At 65.5% G+C, this 16,681-nt stretch carries 14 protein-coding genes; 8 read left to right on the forward strand and 6 right to left on the reverse strand.

The annotated features are described in order from the left end of the window. Window positions 1–37: 37 nt before the first annotated feature. Window positions 38–1,807 (forward strand): GMC family oxidoreductase, encoded by a 1,770-nt coding sequence (locus tag ACT9T4_RS10775; RefSeq protein ID WP_042556370.1) that lies wholly within the window; start codon window positions 38–40, stop codon window positions 1,805–1,807. A gap of 11 nt (window positions 1,808–1,818) precedes the next feature. Next, window positions 1,819–3,189, forward strand: a complete 1,371-nt coding sequence (locus ACT9T4_RS10780; RefSeq protein WP_052493867.1) for a c-type cytochrome — start codon at window positions 1,819–1,821, stop codon at window positions 3,187–3,189. 127 nt (window positions 3,190–3,316) lie between these two features. Here the strand turns inward: ACT9T4_RS10780 and ACT9T4_RS10785 are convergent, their stop codons facing one another. Both ACT9T4_RS10785 and ACT9T4_RS10790 read right to left on the reverse strand, forming a co-directional pair. Next, complete coding sequence (locus tag ACT9T4_RS10785) at window positions 3,317–4,186, reverse strand: MBL fold metallo-hydrolase (protein WP_179539098.1); 870 nt, start codon at window positions 4,184–4,186, stop codon at window positions 3,317–3,319. 18 nt (window positions 4,187–4,204) lie between these two features. Beyond that, window positions 4,205–5,335, reverse strand: a complete 1,131-nt coding sequence (locus tag ACT9T4_RS10790) for a cysteine desulfurase family protein (protein WP_179539099.1) — start codon at window positions 5,333–5,335, stop codon at window positions 4,205–4,207. Window positions 5,336–5,562: 227 nt separating this feature from the next. On the opposite strand from ACT9T4_RS10790, the gene ACT9T4_RS10795 reads away from it, so the two are divergent. Together ACT9T4_RS10795 and ACT9T4_RS10800 are read left to right on the forward strand one after the other, a co-directional pair. Beyond that, on the forward strand, window positions 5,563–6,027 hold the full coding sequence (locus ACT9T4_RS10795) for an Lrp/AsnC family transcriptional regulator (RefSeq protein WP_499116921.1): 465 nt from the start codon (window positions 5,563–5,565) through the stop codon (window positions 6,025–6,027). A gap of 76 nt (window positions 6,028–6,103) precedes the next feature. Then, the gene (locus tag ACT9T4_RS10800; protein ID WP_179539101.1) at window positions 6,104–6,328 is read left to right on the forward strand and encodes a hypothetical protein; all 225 of its coding nucleotides are present in this window, start codon (window positions 6,104–6,106) and stop codon (window positions 6,326–6,328) included. 42 nt (window positions 6,329–6,370) lie between these two features. Here ACT9T4_RS10800 and amn read toward each other — a convergent pair whose 3' ends face one another. Both amn and ACT9T4_RS10810 read right to left on the reverse strand, forming a co-directional pair. Then, complete coding sequence (gene amn / locus ACT9T4_RS10805; protein WP_179539102.1) at window positions 6,371–7,879, reverse strand: AMP nucleosidase; 1,509 nt, start codon at window positions 7,877–7,879, stop codon at window positions 6,371–6,373. A gap of 38 nt (window positions 7,880–7,917) precedes the next feature. Beyond that, the gene (locus ACT9T4_RS10810; protein WP_499116924.1) at window positions 7,918–9,258 is read right to left on the reverse strand and encodes an aminotransferase-like domain-containing protein; all 1,341 of its coding nucleotides are present in this window, start codon (window positions 9,256–9,258) and stop codon (window positions 7,918–7,920) included. Window positions 9,259–9,339: 81 nt separating this feature from the next. Here ACT9T4_RS10810 and ACT9T4_RS10815 point away from each other — a divergent pair, with 81 nt between their 5' ends. Next, complete coding sequence (locus tag ACT9T4_RS10815) at window positions 9,340–10,290, forward strand: threonine dehydratase (RefSeq protein WP_179539104.1); 951 nt, start codon at window positions 9,340–9,342, stop codon at window positions 10,288–10,290. A gap of 6 nt (window positions 10,291–10,296) precedes the next feature. Here ACT9T4_RS10815 and ACT9T4_RS10820 read toward each other — a convergent pair whose 3' ends face one another. Next, complete coding sequence (locus ACT9T4_RS10820) at window positions 10,297–11,205, reverse strand: helix-turn-helix transcriptional regulator (protein ID WP_042556362.1); 909 nt, start codon at window positions 11,203–11,205, stop codon at window positions 10,297–10,299. A gap of 146 nt (window positions 11,206–11,351) precedes the next feature. Here ACT9T4_RS10820 and ACT9T4_RS10825 point away from each other — a divergent pair, with 146 nt between their 5' ends. The 3 genes from ACT9T4_RS10825 to ACT9T4_RS10835 are packed head-to-tail and all read left to right on the forward strand — an operon-like array spanning window position 11,352 to window position 15,765. Next, window positions 11,352–13,352, forward strand: coding sequence for a TonB-dependent receptor (locus ACT9T4_RS10825; protein ID WP_499116926.1), 2,001 nt, complete (start codon window positions 11,352–11,354; stop codon window positions 13,350–13,352). 2 nt (window positions 13,353–13,354) lie between these two features. Then, on the forward strand, window positions 13,355–14,572 hold the full coding sequence (locus ACT9T4_RS10830) for an MFS transporter (RefSeq protein ID WP_499116928.1): 1,218 nt from the start codon (window positions 13,355–13,357) through the stop codon (window positions 14,570–14,572). Then, window positions 14,569–15,765, forward strand: a complete 1,197-nt coding sequence (locus tag ACT9T4_RS10835; protein ID WP_499116930.1) for an FAD-dependent monooxygenase — start codon at window positions 14,569–14,571, stop codon at window positions 15,763–15,765. The genes ACT9T4_RS10830 and ACT9T4_RS10835 overlap by 4 nt, the downstream gene beginning before the upstream one ends. On the opposite strand, the gene ACT9T4_RS10840 is transcribed toward ACT9T4_RS10835, so the two are convergent. Beyond that, the gene (locus ACT9T4_RS10840; protein WP_179539107.1) at window positions 15,755–16,633 is read right to left on the reverse strand and encodes a hypothetical protein; all 879 of its coding nucleotides are present in this window, start codon (window positions 16,631–16,633) and stop codon (window positions 15,755–15,757) included. The two genes, ACT9T4_RS10835 and ACT9T4_RS10840, sit on opposite strands and share 11 nt — an antisense overlap. Window positions 16,634–16,681 lie beyond the last annotated feature (48 nt).

Below are 16,681 nucleotides of genomic sequence, written 5' to 3' on the forward strand. Positions count from 1 at the left end.
TTCTTTTCGCGCAGCGTTTCAGCAAGCAAGGTTTTTTATGTCAGACATTACCAATGACGAAGTCGATGTCGTCGTAGTCGGCCTGGGTTGGACCGGCTCGTTGATGAGCATCGAACTGGCCCAGGCGGGTTTGAAAGTACGCGCCCTGGAGCGTGGGGAAGACCGCAACAACGCCGACTTCGCCTATCCCAAGCCTGCCGACCAGTACGCCTACGCGGTACGCAACAAGGTCATGGTCAGCCCCAAGGATGGCGCCCTGACGGTCCGCCACAACAGCCACGGCACCGCCCTGCCGACGCGCAAGTGGGGCGCCTTCGTGCCCGGCACCGGCGTGGGTGGCTCGGGCCTGCACTGGACCGGCGTACTGATCCGCCCGACACCGACCGACATCAAGCTCAAGACCTACGCCGACCAGGCCTACGGCAAGGGCATTCTGCAGGACGACATGCGCATCGGTGACTACCCGTTCACCTGGGACGAGATCGAGCCCTACCTCGACAAGTTCGACAAGATCTGCGGGCTGTCGGGCAACACCGGCAACCTGCAGGGCCGCATCATCGAAGGCGGCGACCCGTTCGAAGGCCCGCGTTCCAACCCGTTCCCGCTGCCGGCGCTGGAAGACACGCTCAACAACAAGCTGTTCGCCGACGCCGCGCGCAAGCTCGGCTATCACCCGTTTCCCAACCCGTCGGCCAACGTCTCGCGCGCCTGGACCAACCCCTACGGCAACCAGATCGCGCCGTGCAACTACTGCGGCTACTGCAGCAAGTACCCCTGCCTGAACTACTCCAAGGCTTCGCCGCAGACTGCGGTGATGGATGCCCTCAAGCGCCTCGAAAACTTCTCCTACCGCACCCGGGCCAACGTGCTGCGCGTCGAGCTGCACGCCGATGGCAAGACCGCCCGCGGCGTCACCTATGCCGACGAACACGGCAACACGGTGTTCCAGCCGGCGAAGATCGTCGTGCTGGCCGGCTTCCAGTTCGTCAACGTGCGCCTGATGCTGCTCTCCGGAATCGGCAAGCCTTACGACCCGGTTACCGAGACAGGCACCATCGGCCGCGATTACGCCTACCTCAGCGTCGGCGGCTCGACCCTGTTCTTCAAGGACAAGCAGTTCAATCCGTTCGCCACCGCCGGTGCCACCGGACAGATGTTCAACGACATCTCGCCGGGCAACTACGACGGCCCTTCGCTGGGTTTCATCGGCGGCGCCAAGATCCACAGCTCGCAGGCCACCGGCACGCCGATCGGCACCGCGCTGCCGGGCGGCACGCCGGCCTGGGGCCAGGGCTGGAAAGACGGCATGACCGACTGGTACGGCCACTCCATGAAGGTGAGCATTTCCACCGGCTGCATGTCCTACCGCGGCCACTACCTGGATCTCGACCCCACCTACAAGGACCCATGGGGCCAGCCACTGCTGCGCATCACCTTCGACTGGAAGGAGAACGAGCTGAAGCTGCAGCAATACCTGCGCGGCATCGTCCAGAACATCACCCGCGAGCTGGGGCCGGACAGCGTCTCCGAGAGTTTCCTGGCGATGGACTCGCACTGGGACATCACCAAGTACGTGTCCACCCATAACGTGGGCGGCGCGGTCATGGGCGACAACCCGAAAACCAGTGCGCTCAACCGCTACCTGCAGAGCTGGGACGTGCACAACGTCTTCGTACCGGGCGGTAACGCCTTTCCGCAGAACTTCCAGGCCAACCCCACGGCCCTGATCGGTGCACTGACCCTGTTCGCCGCCCAGGCCATCAAGGATCAGTACCTGAAGAACCCCGGCCCACTGGTGCAGGCATGAGGAACGCAGAGATGAAATCCACACCCCGTTCTCTGCTCCTCAAGCTGCTGATCATCGGTCTGCTGCTCGCTGCACTGGCCTGGCTGGCCAGCATCGCCCTGAACCGCTCGGGCGACGCCTCGGCGCAGCTCGGTCAGGCCGTCACCCCGGCATTGATCAGCCAGGGCGAGTACCTGGCGCGCGTCGGTGACTGCGTGGCCTGCCATACCGCCCGAGGCGGCAAGGCCTTCGCCGGCGGCCTCGGTATCGAGTCGCCGATCGGCACCATCTACTCCACCAACATCACCCCAGACAAGCAGACCGGGATCGGTGACTGGACCTATGGCGAGTTCGAACGCGCCATTCGCCGCGGCGTTGGCCACGACGGCAGCGCGCTGTACCCGGCGATGCCCTACCCGTCCTACGCCAAGGTCTCGGATGCCGACATGCAGGCGTTGTACGCCTACTTCATGCAGGGCGTGCAGCCGGTGGAACAGGCCAACCAGGCCAACGACATCCCCTGGCCATTGTCGATCCGCTGGCCCCTGGCCTACTGGCGCACGCTGTTCTCGCCATCGCCGGAGTCCGCTGCCGAGGCGCTGAAAGTCACCACCCGCGATGCCGATGCGCAGATTGCCCGCGGTGCCTACCTGGTACAGGGCCTGGGCCACTGTGGCTCCTGCCACACGCCACGGGCGCTGACCATGCAGGAGAAGGGGCTCGATGAAAGCACCGCCGACTACCTGAGCGGCGCCGAGCTCAACGACTGGGCCGTGCCCTCGCTGCGCGGCATGCCGCACTGGTCCCAGGACGAAATCGTCGACTACCTGGGTACCGGCCGTAACGCCAAGGCCTCGGTAGCCGGTGAGATGACCGACGTGGTGGCCAACAGCACCTCGCACATGTCGGACGACGACCTGCACGCCATGGCGGCCTACCTGAAGTCCCTCGCCGCCGACGGCCAGCCAGCCAGCGCCCATCAGCCCGAGCGCAGCGAAGCGACCACCCGCAAGCTGACGGCGGCCACCGACCTGACCCTTGGCGAGCGTCTGTATCTGGACAACTGCGGCGCCTGCCACTTCGTGGCGGGTGACGGCGCGCCTCGGGTGTTCCCACGCCTGGATGGCGCGTCGGTGATCAACGCGCAAAACCCCAGCGCCCTGCTGCACGTGATACTCGCCGGTGCGCAAACGCCATCGACGGCGCGCGCACCCTCGATCCTGCCGATGCCGGGCTTCGCCGATCGCATGGACGACGCCGAGGTCGCCGAACTGGCCACCTTCCTGCGTCAAGGCTGGTCGAACGACGCGCCGGCGGTGTCCGCCGAGCAGGTCGCCGCGGTGCGTGCATCGCTGGCTGGCGAGCATGTAGGTGAAAAGGAGCTGGCGCCGAGCGACGAGTAGTCTTCGAGGTAGCCGATCCCGCCCCTGCGCTGGCGACGATGAGTCGCCCGCTCAGAAGCCCCTGATGCTCGATGAGTGTCAGGGGCTTTTTATTGCAAGGCTCTGGTCGCCGTGGAGATGGACGGGCTCAGTTAGCCGCCCAGCGAAAACGCACGCCTGCCACGTCCCCGTCGGGCACAACGCCCGCGCGAAGATTCCACAGCAGCGCCGGGATCAGCAACCTGGGGGGCTCCAGCCCTGCATCCCGTTCTTCACGCCATTCGATGAACTGCGCGGCACTGACGCCTTGATGCATATGCTGGTTATGCAGGCGCTGTTCCTGCACGGAGCACCAGGCCCGTGGCGCGCGATCCTGGGGATAGTCGTGGCACATGAACAGGCGGGTGTCGCCCGGCAGTTCGAGCAGATGCCGAATGGAGCGATACAACTGCGCAGCACTGCCACCAGGAAAATCGCAGCGTGCCGTGCCGATGTCCGGCTGGAACAGGGTGTCGCCGACGAACACGTGCCGCTCCTCGACCAGAAAGGCCGTGTCGGCGGGCGTATGCCCGGGCACATGCAGCGCCCGAGCGGACAGAGCACCGATGGCGAAGTCTTCGTCGGGGGCGAACAGATGGTCGAACTGGCCGCTCGCCTGGCAGTAATCCTCGGGCAGTTGGAAACGCGCCTGAAAGGTCCGCTGCACCTCGCCAATGCCTGGTCCGGCGGCGACCCGCCCGCCACTGCGCTCGCGCAGGTAAGCAGCGGCGGTGAGGTGATCGGCGTGGATATGGGTTTCCAGAATCCACTGCACCTCCAGGTGCCTGGCCTCCAGCGCTCGCAACAGAGCGTCCGCCGGTGCGCTGTCGAGCCTGCCGGACTCCAGGTCATAGCCGAGCACCGGATCGATCACCGCGCAAGCGCTGCCCGCGCCAGCGTGGACGAGATGGCTGAACGTCGACGTCTGCGCATCGAAAACGCTCTCGACCTGCAGCGCCCGCTCTCCCAGCGTGCTCATCGGGCGATCACCGGCCCGTCATTCAGGCAGACAGCGGCGAATGGCATCGATGGCCTGCTCGACGTCGGCGAGCGTGGTGTAGCGGCCGAGGCTCAGGCGAATGCTGCGATACGCCTGGGTATCGTCCAGCCCGAGCGCCAGCAGCACATGGGACGGCGCGCTGCTGGCCGAATTGCAGGCCGAAGTGGAGGAGAACGCCAGCGTCCCCAGCAGATTCTCGGCATCGAACCAGGGGTGGTCGATGCACAGGTTGAGGGTATGCGGCACACGCTTCTCGGCGCAGCCGTTGAGACGCACGCCGGGCAGCGCCAGCAACCCTTCGCGCAGGTGTGCGCAAAGGCGAGCGATGCGCGTGTTCTCTTCGCTCATCAGCTCACCGGCAAGGGCGAAGGCGCTGCCCATGCCGACGATCTGGTGGGTGGCCAGGGTGCCGGAGCGCAGCCCCTGCTCATGCCCACCGCCATGGATCTGCGCCTGGATCAGCGAGCGCGCACGGTCACCGACGTAGAGCGCACCAATACCTTTAGGACCATAGGTCTTGTGGGCGGAAAAGGACATCAGGTCCACCGGCAAGGTGGCCAGATCGATGGCCACCTTGCCGGTGGCCTGGGCGGCGTCCACATGGAACAGCGCGCCGCGCTGACGAACGAGCTCGCCCACCGCGGCGATATCGGTCAGCGTACCGAGTTCGTTGTTGATCAGCATCAACGAGACCAGCAGGGTGTCGTCACGCAAGGCTGCCGCGACCGCCTCCGGCTGGATGATGCCGTTGGCATCGGGCTGCAGCCAGGTCACCTCGAAGCCCTCGCGCTCCAGTTGCCCGGCGGTATCCAGAACGGCCTTGTGCTCGAGGCGGCTGGTGATGATGTGCCGACGGCCATCGGCCAGCGCGGCCACGCCCTTGAGCGCCAGGTTGTTCGACTCGGTCGCCCCGGACGTCCAGACCAGGCGATCTGCGCGGGTACCTACCAGGGCCGCCACCTGCTTGCGTGCCTTTTCGACCGCCAGACGAGCCCGCTGCCCGAAGGAGTGAGACGCGGAAGCGGGATTGCCGAACACCACGTCACGGCCCATGCACGCCAACATGTCCTGAATGACAGCGTCGTCGATGGGAGTGGTAGCGGCGTAATCGAAATACAGTTCTGACATAGGGGTAGCGGCCGTGCAGATGATTGAAGGCGCCGTGCTAGACGGCTTTGTCTGGAGCACCATGCTAAGAGAGCGGGACGTGAAAAATTTTGTTATTTCACTGTTCTCGAGCCCATGAAACGGAATAGATTTCCAACCTGGACAAAGTAAACGAAATTATTTTCCAGACTTAGCCCATTTCATACTGACGATATTCCCCAATCGTCTTATCAGGAGTTTTCTAGACCGTGGACAAGTTCGACCGCGCCCTGCTCGCGCAGCTACAGCAGGACTGCACCCAGCCGCTGGGTGAGATCGCCGAACGCGTTGGTTTGAGTAACACGGCGTGCTGGCGGCGTATTCAGAAGCTCGAGGAAAGCGGCGTGATCGGTGCCCGAGTGGCCCTGCTCGACTCGCGCAAGATCGGCGTGCCGGTCACGGTATTCGCCTTCGTGCGCACCAATCAGCACAACGCCGAATGGCTCAAGCACTTCCACAGTCAGGTGGCGGCGATCGACGAGGTGGTCGACTTCTATCGCATGGCGGGTGTCACCGATTACCTGCTGCGCCTGGTGGTGCCCGACATCGAGGGCTACGACGCCGTGTATAAGCGCCTGATCGAAATCCCCGGCATCGCCGATATCAGCTCCAGCTTCGCCATGGAGCGGATCAAATCGACCACGGCCCTGCCGCTGCATCAGGTGGGCAAGTGAGCGTCTGGACGGGCGACTGGCGAAACCCGGAATTCCGGGTTAGTTTGGCCGCCCGTTATCCCTGACGATTTCTGCCATGCCTCTACGCAATCTTCACCGTCTGACCATTCTCGGCCTGGTGTTCTTCATCCTCGGCCTGATCGGCGTCGTGTATGCGCTGTACGCCATCTACAGCGGGCCGCGCCCGGCTGACCCGGACCTGACCCGCAGCCTGGTGATAGCCGCAGGCATGCAACTGACCGGCTACGTGCTGCTCAACCGCAACCGCTGGCGGATGATGGTCGGCAAGTCGAAGAAGTAGCGCCAAGCTCACCCGCTATGAGCCTGGCGCCCGGGGCCGCCTTCAGCGGAATGGCGGCTCGTCGAAGCTGCGCAGCTTGCGCGAGTGCAGCGAGTTGAGCTGGCCACGCAGCAGATCCAGAGCGGCGATACCGATGTGCAGATGCTGGGTCACGGCCCGCTCGTAGAAGGCACCCGCCGCGCCCGGCAGCTTGATCTCGCTGTGCAGCGGCTTGTCCGACACGCACAGCAAGGTGCCATACGGCACGCGCAGGCGATAGCCCTGAGCGGCGATGGTGCCGCTTTCCATGTCCACCGCCACGGCCCGTGACAGGTTGATCAGCGGACGCTCCTGCGCCCAGCGCAGCTCCCAGTTGCGGTCGTCGTAGGTCAGCACGGTACCGGTGCGCAGGCGACGCTTGAGATCGTCACCGCGCTCGCCAGTCACCTGCGCGGCGGCATCCTGCAACGCTTGCTGCACTTCGGCCAGGGCCGGCAGCGGAATGTGCGGTGGCAGCACCCGGTCGAGAATACCGTCGCGGCGCATGTAGGCGTGAGCCAGCACGTAGTCACCGATGGTCTGCGACTGACGCAGGCCGCCACAGTGGCCGATCATCAGCCAGCAGTGCGGACGCAGCACGGCCAGGTGATCGGTGATGTTCTTGGCGTTGGACGGGCCGACGCCGATGTTGACCAGGGTGATGCCATCGCCATCGGCAGCCTGCAGGTGATAGGCCGGCATCTGGTAGCGGTGCCAGACCACGGTCTCGATGATCGCCTGCATCTCGCCTTCGGGCATGCCCCGCTCGATCACCACGTTGCCCGGCAGCACCATGCGCTCGAAGCGCGACTCGCCATTGAGCATGTCCAGACCGTTGCGAATGAACTGGTCGACGTAGCGGTGGTAGTTGGTCAGCAGGATCCACGGCTGCACGTGGCGCCAGTCGCTGCCGGTGTAATGCACCAGGCGACGCAGGGAGAAATCCACTCGGGCGGCGTCGAACAGGGCCAGCGGCAATGGATCGGTATTTTCCCAGTCGTAGAGGCCGTCGGCGGTGCCATCGGTGGCGGCCGACAGGTCCGTGCTGGGGAACACCCGCGCCAGTTCTGCCGCGGTCACGCCGGAGCCGGCCAGCTCATCGCCCTGTTCCACCACGTAGGGGTAAGGGATGTACTGCTGGCTGACACCGACCTCGACGGTCAGGGTGAAGTCGGCCATCAGCGGCTGCAGTTGCTCGAGCAGGTACTTACGGAACGCAGCCGGGTGGGTGATGGTGATGCTGTAGGTACCGGGCACCTGCACCTTGGCGTAGGCACGCACGGTGGTCGGCACCTCGCCCTGGCAGTCGTAGGTCAGCCGCAGTTCGGGGTAGCGAAACAACTCTTGCTGCTCGGCATCGGGGCGGATGCGATCTTTCAGGTAGCGCTTGAGCGCCTGGCTCAGGCCTTCGGTGGCGCGCTGGTGCAGCACCGCCAGACGATCGACGGCCTCTTCGGCAGAGTGGACGACGATAAAAGCGCCGTCTGTAGAAAGGGACATGCACGGTTCCTTATCGTGGGGATCATGGACCATAGCTGACACGCATTACAGGCCGGGTGCAAGTGCAGCGATCATTGCGGCCACACATCGACGATGCGCTCCAGCGCTTGCTTGAGCTCGACACGACTGCGGGCAGCCGCCAGGCTGATGCGAATGGCGTTGGCCGCAGCAGGGCCGACGGCGAACACCTCGGCGGGCACCACCTCGACACCGGCAGTTCGGCACTCGGCTGCCAGGTCACGGCTATCCGCCGCCTCCAACCACAGGTGCGGCGCCACCTCACGGCCCTGGGGCATGCGTGCGCCGAGCACCCGCGCGGCGAGGCGCCAGCGCTGCTGCAACTCGTCCCGCTGCCAGGCCAGCTTGCGCGCCGCGGTGCCGTCCTCGATCCACTCGCAGGCCAGCGCCAGGCACAACGGCGAGACCGCCCAACCGGTGGCGTGCCCTTGCGGATCGATACGTTTGAGCAGCGCCTGCGGCCCATGCACAAAGCCCAGTCGCAGGCCCGGGGCCACGGTTTTCGACAGGCTGGTGACCAGCAGGCTGCGTTCCGGCACCGATACGGCCAGCGGTGCCTGGCTGCCCAGCGCGCCGTAGACGTCATCCTCGATCAGCCACAGGCCGTGGCGTTCCACCAGCTCGGCGATGCGTTGCCGTCGTTCACCATCCATGCTGCTGCCCGTGGGGTTCTGCAGGCAGGGGGTGAGCACCAGCACCCGCGCGCCGGTAGCACGCACCTGCCGGTCGAGATCCTGAGGGTGAATGCCACGCTCATCCATCGCCACGCCGTGCAGGGGCAGCCGCAACTGCCGCGCCGCGGCCTTGATGCCGGGCGCGGTGAAGGCCTCGACCAGCACCGGATCGCCGGGCTCGCAGAGCGCCAGCAACGCTGCGCTAACGCCCTGCTGAGCACCCGCGCAGAGCAGCACCCTCGACGGCGGATAATGCAGGCCGCGCTGCTGCAACCACAGGCTGCCAGCCAGCCGCCCACGCACCTCCAGCTCGGCCGACGCGTACGCCTGCAGCGCGTCGATGCGGCCTTCGGCGATCAGGCGCTGCAAGGTGCAGGACAGGTCATCGCTGTCGCCGTCGTGCACCGGCACGTTGGTCGACAGATCGATGCCCTGCGCGGGCTGGCCGGGCTGCTTGAGGTGAAACAGGCTGGCTTCGTGGCTATCGGCCAGGACATAGGTACCACGGCCGACTTCACCGGACACCAGGTGACGCCGCGCAGCTTCGCGATAGGCCTGCATCACCGTGCTCGGATTGATGCCCAGCGTCCAGGCGAGTCGGCGCTGCGGCGGCAGGCGCTCACCGGGCTTGAGCTCACCCTTGCCGATGGCGCTGGAAATCGCCTCGACCAGTGCCAGATAAGTGGGCAGCGTGCTGCCTTGCAGATCAGGTAACCACATTGCTTGCCATGCAATATAAAGATTTACCCATACAATGACAGGGCCGTAGCATCGGGTCAAAGCCAACCGGGAGCCCCCCAGATGTTCGACCTTGCCGCGCTTCGCCAAGCCGCCACCCTGATTCGCCCGAACGTTCCGGCAACGCCGCAGTTCGCCTGGCCGTTGCTGGCCGAACGCCTGGGTTGCGAGGTATGGGTCAAGCACGAGAACCACACCCCCACAGGCGCCTTCAAGGTCCGCGGCGGCCTGGTCTATGTGGATGCCCTGCTGCGCCGTGAACCGACCACCGCCGGCCTGGTTTCGGCCACCCGGGGCAACCACGGACAAAGCATGGCGCTGGCAGCCGGCAAGGCTGGCCTGCCGATCAGCATCGTGGTGCCGCAAGGCAACGCGAGAGAGAAGAATGCGGCCATGGCCGCCCTGGGCGCCGAGGTGATCGAATACGGTCGCGACTTCGACGAGGCCCGAAGCCGGGCGGCGGAGCTGGCTGCGCAGCGCGGCCTGCACTTCGTTCCGTCGCTGCACCCGGACCTGATCCGTGGCGTCGCCACCTATGCCCTGGAACTGTTCGAGGCCGCACCACCGCTCAAGCGCATCTATGTGCCCATTGGCCTCGGTTCGGGCATCTGCGGGGTGATCCGCACCCGCGACCTGCTCGGCCTGGACACCGAAGTGATCGGGGTGGTGAGCAGTGCCGCCGATGCCTACGCGCAAAGTTTCGCGGCCGGGCGGGTGATCTGCACCGACAGCGCCGACACCATCGCCGATGGCATGGCCTGCCGCATGCCGCAGCCCGAGGCGCTGGAGATCATCCGGGCCGGTGCCGCGCGCATCGTACGAGTCGATGACGACGAGATCCGCCAGGCCATTCGCATCCTTCACGAAGACACCCACAACCTCGCCGAAGGCGCTGGAGCAGCAGCGCTGGCGGCATTGATCCAGGAACGTGAAATCAATCGGGGCCAACGCTCGGCGGTAGTGCTCAGCGGCGCCAACATCGACCGCGCCGCCCTGGCCTCGATCCTGGCCTGAACCGTCTCAGGACGCTTCGGCAACGCCCACTTGCCGTGAATAGGCGCGCGGCGCAAGACCGTGATGGCGGCGAAACACCTTGGCGAAATGACTGGGGTTGGAGTAGCCCACCGCCATCGCCACATCGCCGACCCGCTGGCCCTGACGCAGGCACAGGGCCGCGTGCTGCATGCGCAGGTCCTGCAGTTCGGCATACACACCCTTGCCGTACAACTGGCGGAAGCCATCCTTGAGCTTGCGCACGTTCAACTGCACTTCGGCAGCCAGGCTCTCGAGCGTCCACGGGCGCTCGAGGGCTTCGCGCAGGTGTTGGTGAGCACGTTCCAAACGCAGTCGATCACGCCCTCCGAGCACGCTGGGGCGCAGGTTCTCCTGTAGATAACCGAGCATTTCAGCGAGCATCTCGAAAGCCTTGGCACGCATCAGGATGTCCCGCGCCAGGCCTTCCAGGCGGCAATCGAGCATCTCCAGACCAATACGACGCAGCACGTGCGGCGCGGGAAATTGCACCAGCCGCGCCAGGCCGTCACTGGAGCAGGCCCGCTCCCACGGGCCGGCACTGTCGAACAACCATTCCCCAACCCTCAGGCGCTGCAGTATCTGCGGGGCGAAGCTGATGTTCACACCGCGTAGCCGCGAGCCTGCCGGCAGCAGACCTTCGCCCCGTACGGAGACACTGGAGTGGTAGAGGCAGCAGGTGTCATTGCGCAGATCCATTGCCGGGGTGTCGGCGAACTGCCGCCAACCACCGCCCTGCTCGTAGTAGGCGAGGGTCAGGGAAGGATGACTGTCGGCCTGCACGTACAGGTCGTGCTCGCCATCCATTTCGATCAGGCGCACGTCCAGTTCCTCGTCAGCGAAGCTGGCGAAAACGTCGTTCAGGGGGCGGTCGGCGTAATAGTGATTGATGGCCATGGCTGACACTCCACAAGGCGATCACAATAAATGAGAACACTTATCAGTTAAAGTGCCGATCACGCGCATTTACGCCCGATCGCACGCGCAACCTCCCCCCGAGCGGCGGAGTATGCCGGCCATTCATCCATGGAGATGCCTGCATCATGCGCCTGACGCCCTTGAGCTTTGCCATTCTGTGCTCCAGCGGTCTGCCGGCCCTGGCCCACGCCGCCGTCGACCTGCCTGGCCTGCAAGTCACGGCGAGCAAACGCGAGACCAGCCTGGCGGAGACCGACATGGCCTTGTCCGTCGCCGAACAGGAGGACCTGCAACGCGCCAACATCGGCAATAGCAAGGAACTGAATCGAGTCTTCCCCGAACTGTTCCTGAGCCAAAGTGGCCTGAGCCTGTTCCCCAATCTGAGCCTGCGCGGGATCTCGTCCGCCGACGCCTACAGCGCACCGGTGGCGTTCTACGTCGATGGCGTGCCCTATGTGCTCGGCGCCTTCAACCAGCAGTTGCTCGACATCGAACGCATCGAATTGCTCAAAGGCCCTCAAGGCACCCTGTACGGGCGCAACGCCCACGCCGGCGCCTTGAGTATCGTCACCCGCCGCCCGGAAAACGCTGCGCAGTTGAAGGTGGGTAGCCGCGTCAGCAATCTCAATCGCGAGGTCAGCGCCAGCGTCAGTGGCGCTCTGGTCGAAGACCGCCTACTCGCCGAGGCCGCCGTCTTTCACAATGATCTGCAAGGCGAGCTCAAGGGCAGCCCGCAGCACGGTGACGGCGACAACGGCGGTGGTCGCGTTGGTCTCACCCTGCTACCCAATGATGACCTGAGCGTCCGACTGGTCTACGCCCGTGATCGCCTGACATCCCACGAAGAGCGTTACCTTCCCTTCCACGGCTATGCCAGCCGAGCGGTCAACCCCGGGTGGCGCGAATCGTCTTTCACCCGCCGCGTGGAAACCAGCAGCGCGGTCATCGACTGGTCACTCGGCGATGCCTGGAAACTCACCTCCACCAGCGCCCTGCAGAGCTACCGTCACGAGCGCCTGCTCGGTGATTTCGGCCTCTACCACCCGGAACGCCAGCGCACCCTCAGCCAGGAGTTGCGCCTCACCACCCAGGGCGAACAGCGTACCTGGGACGCCAACCTCGGCCTGTACTGGCAGGACAGCAAGACCCACTCGCAACGCCGCACGGCACCTGGTGGCCCCTACGACTCCTTGCTGGGCCTGGCCGACAGCCGTATCGACAGCACCGAGAAGGCCGTTTTCGGTGAGTTCACCTGGCACATCGACGAACGCTGGGATCTGACCCTGGGCGCCCGCCACAGCCGCGAGGAGGCCAGCACTCGCTTCGTCCAGCAGGATGGCCTGATGGTGCCGGGCTTCGCCTACCGCGGGCAGGACCGCTTCAACGCCACCACGCCGAAGATCGTCCTTGGCTTCCAGGCAAGCGATGACCTGCGCATCTACGCACTGGCCAGCGAGGGCTACAAGCCCGGTGGTTTCAACCGCATCGGCAGCAGCAGTGCCGACGCCGTGGCCTACGACCCCGAGCGCTCGTTGAACCTGGAGGCTGGGTTCAAGGCCAGCCTGCTCGAGCGTCGCCTGTTCGCCAATGCCTCGCTTTACTGGATGCGCATCGAGGACGTGCAGCAGTACATCGGCATGGTCGGCATTCAGAACCTGCAGAACATGGGCGACGCCCGCAGTGAAGGCGCCGAACTGTCGCTGGACTGGCTACCGGACGAGGATACCCGCCTGCACTTGGCTGGCACCATCAACCGCAGCCGTCTGGTGGATGCCGACGTCCGCCAGGGCAATCGCCTGGCTCTGGCGCCACGCGGCACCCTGCGCCTGTCGGCGGAACGCAGCCTGCGCTGGGACGGCCTGCTCGGCGAGCTGCGCCCCAGTGTCGGTCTATCGTATGTTGGCCAGCATTACTTCGACGCCGACAACCAGTTGGCCCAGGGCGGCTACACCCTGTTCGATGCGCGCCTGACCTGGCAGCCGGCAGCGAGTTACCAAGTGGCCCTGTACGGCAACAACCTGACGGCCAAGGACTACCGCAGCTACGCCTACCTCTCGGGCGCAGATGCATTTGCCCAGGCCGGACCCGGGCGTGAGCTGGGTGTCGACCTGAGCCTGCGTTTCTGACCATGGCCCTGTCAGCCTCTCGCCGCATTCACGTGCTGCTGCTCGGCCAGTACACCAGCCTCGGACTGCTCGGTGGCTTCAGCCTGCAGCTGTTACCTGCCTACCTGCGCCGCGAGGGCGTCGGCCTGGACAGCATTGGCCTCGTGGCCCTGGTGTTTCTGCCCCACGCACTGAAGCTGCTGTGGGCTCCGCAGGTAGACCGCTGGTGCCGCGAGCAGCGGCGTACCTGCCTGCTGCTGTGCTACGGCAGCCTGCTGGCCTGCATCTTCGCGCTGGCCAGCATCGACCCGGTGCAGCAGTTGCCTCTGGCGCTCGGCCTGCTGGGGCTGGCAGCGCTGTGCGCCGCCAGTGGCGATATCGCCAGCGACGGCCTTGCCGTAGTGGCCTTGCCAGAGCAAGCCTACCCGACCCTCAATCGGCTGCAGATCGGCGGCAGCTACCTCGGCTACCTGCTTGCCGGGTTACTGGCCGCTCCCCTGCTCGATCGCCATGGCTGGCACGCCGGGACCCTCGTGCTCGGCGCCCTGCTCGCCCTGTGCCTGTTGCCACTGCTGAGCCTGCCCCTGCCCCGCGTCGATACTGGCTCGGCTCTGGCAAGACCCAGCCTGCGCCATGCCTGGCGTTCGGTGATGCGTCGGCGTGCCGGGCTGGTGCTGCTAGCGCAATGCGGACCGCGGCTGATGCTGGGCATGGCGTCCGCCTACTGGATAGACAGGGGCGTGAGCCTGACCCAGGCCGGCGCTCTGGAAGCCTGGTGCATAGGCATGGGCCTGCTCGGTAGCCTGGCGGCACCGGCGCTGCTGCAGCGCTTCGGCAATCGCCACAGCTGGTGCGCCGGCCTGTTGGTCCTGCTCGGCGTGAGCCTCTGGCTGCTGGCCGGGGAGCGCTGGGAACAGATCGGTGCAGCCCAGTTGGTGGTCGCCTTCAGCCTGGCCAATCTGGCCACCGGGCTGATCTTCGTCGCGCTCTACAGTCGCATGATGCAGTGGGCCGACCCCGGGCAACCGGGTACCGACGTCACCCTGCTGCAGTGCACCGATGCCTGGATCGGGCTGCTCGCCGGCCTGGGCGGCGCCTGGCTCGCCCACTGGGTCGGCTTCGACGGGCGCTTCCTGATTACCGCCGCATTGCTGCTGGCGGGACTGATCGGCATCCATCGCCTGCTCGACGAGCAGCCGCGCCCCACTACCCACTCGACACAGGAAACCCTTGGTTCATGAGCGCTCCCATTCTCGTTCTTGGCGCCGGCATCGCCGGTCTGGCCACAGCCTGGTGGCTCAAACAGCGCGGCTTCACCCCGGTCATCGTGGAGAAGGCTGCACAGTTGCGTCATGACGGCTTCGTTCTCAGCCTGGGTGGCACCGGCTACAGCATCGCCGAGCGCATGGGCATCGTCGACAAGTTGCGTGGGCACAGCGTCAATCTGGGTCGCACGCTGTTCCGTGACAGCCAGAACCGCGACGTGCTGCTGGTCGACCATAGCCGACACCTGCGCAACCTCAACCTCCTGCCCGTTTGTCGCGACGATCTGGTGCAGGTGCTGCACGATGCCCTCGACGGCCAGGTGGAGATACGTTTCGGCCTTTGCCTGCAGGCTTATGAAGAAGACGCCGAAGGCGTCGATGTGAGCTTCGATGATGGCAGCGAGCAACGCTTCGCCTTCGTGGTGGGTGCAGAGGGCTGCTTTTCCGACCTGCGCCGACGCGCCTTCGCCGACGACGAAAGCTGCCTGCGCTCTCTGGGCTACAACGCCGCATCGTTCATCGTGGACGGTGACATGGCGGCCGGGGGGGAACGCCACCTATCGTTTTCCGAGCCAGGCTATGTGGTCGAGTGTTACAGCATGCGCCCCGGGCTGCTGGCTACCTTGTGGCTATGGCACAGCCAGGATAGCAGCCGCATCCCGGCGCAACGACGCAAGGCCGTGCTGCGCGAGACCTTCTCTCAGGCCAGTCCTGCAGTACTCGACCTGCTCGCCCCCCTGCCGGACGATCAGGGCTTCTATCTCGATCACCTGATGCAAGTGCATTTGCCGCAATGGCATCAAGGGCGTCTGGTGCTGGTCGGGGATGCCGCCCATTGCCTGACCCTGGCCTCGGGCCGCGGCGCCAGCATGGCCCTCACCGGGGCCTGGCTGCTGGCAGATGAACTGAGCAAGAGCTTCGACTGCGCGGCATTGGCCCGTTACGACGCCACCTTGCGTCCGGATATCGATGAATTGCAGGCGCTGGCTCCGCGCATGGCGGGTTGGTACGCGCCACTGACGCGGCGCGCCTGGCACCTGCGCAACTGGACCATGCGCCTGATGCCTGCCTCTCTCACTGCCTGGCTACTGCGCCGCACCTTCGAGCGGCTCAAACGCACGCCACTGGCACAGCGGGTCGATGCCGCGCCGAATCAGCTCAGACACTGACCGACAGCGTGGAACCAATGGCAACCGAGATGGCGACACCGCCGCCGCCCATATCGCCGGCAGCCTTTTCCACATCGGCGAGCTGCTTGTCGATATCGCCGAGCAGCTTCCTGCTTTCCTCATCCGGCTCGGCACTGAGCTGCGCCTTGACCATGGCCAGCAATTGCTTGAGCTGGCGAGCGACCTTTTTCAGTTCTTCGGCATCGGCACGGCGCTGCTGGTCGTCTCGGCCACGTTGGGCGCGCTCCGTGGTGGTTTGTGGCTGCTCGTCGCCGTCGGCCTCTGCATCGCCCTCCTCGGTAGACGCTTCTTGCGCCGCTGCAGCAGTCACCACTGCGGCCTCGGGGTCGGCTTCGACCTCCGACGGCACCTCGCTGATCGCTTCCACTGCCGTGGCCGTTTCGGTTGCCTGAGCGCCTTCGACATTCACGCCAGACGCCGGAGCGGCGCCGGCATTCGCATTCACGGTGGTGGAACTGCCGGAGGGCTCCTTGAGCACCGCGGCCGCCTGCCCCAGTTCCTGAGCCAGTTGCTTGATCTGCCGCAACGCGCCTTTCGCCGCGGCAGGGCCGAGGGCGATGACCAGTTGCTTGAGCATCTCGATACGTTTCTTGATGTCTTCGAGGCGCTGGCGGGCTGCTTCCTTGCGAGACTCCTGCTGGTTGGCCTGCATGGAGCGCAGCTTGGCCGATGCTTCACGCATGGTTTTCATGCGCTTTTGCGCGTAGTCGCTGAGGGTCAGGGTGACCGACGGCTGCTGCTTGTCGGGCTCGCTGGCAACGGTCGAGGGAGCTGCAGCCGCCTCACCCGAGGCACGAGCCGGGGTCGTTCTGACAGGCCCTGTGGTGGCGGGCGTGATAGTCGACATGCTACGTCCTGTGCCTGGCGAATGTGTCAGGGTATCGGCTGATGGCAG

Source organism: Pseudomonas sp. SZ40, from assembly GCF_052958135.1.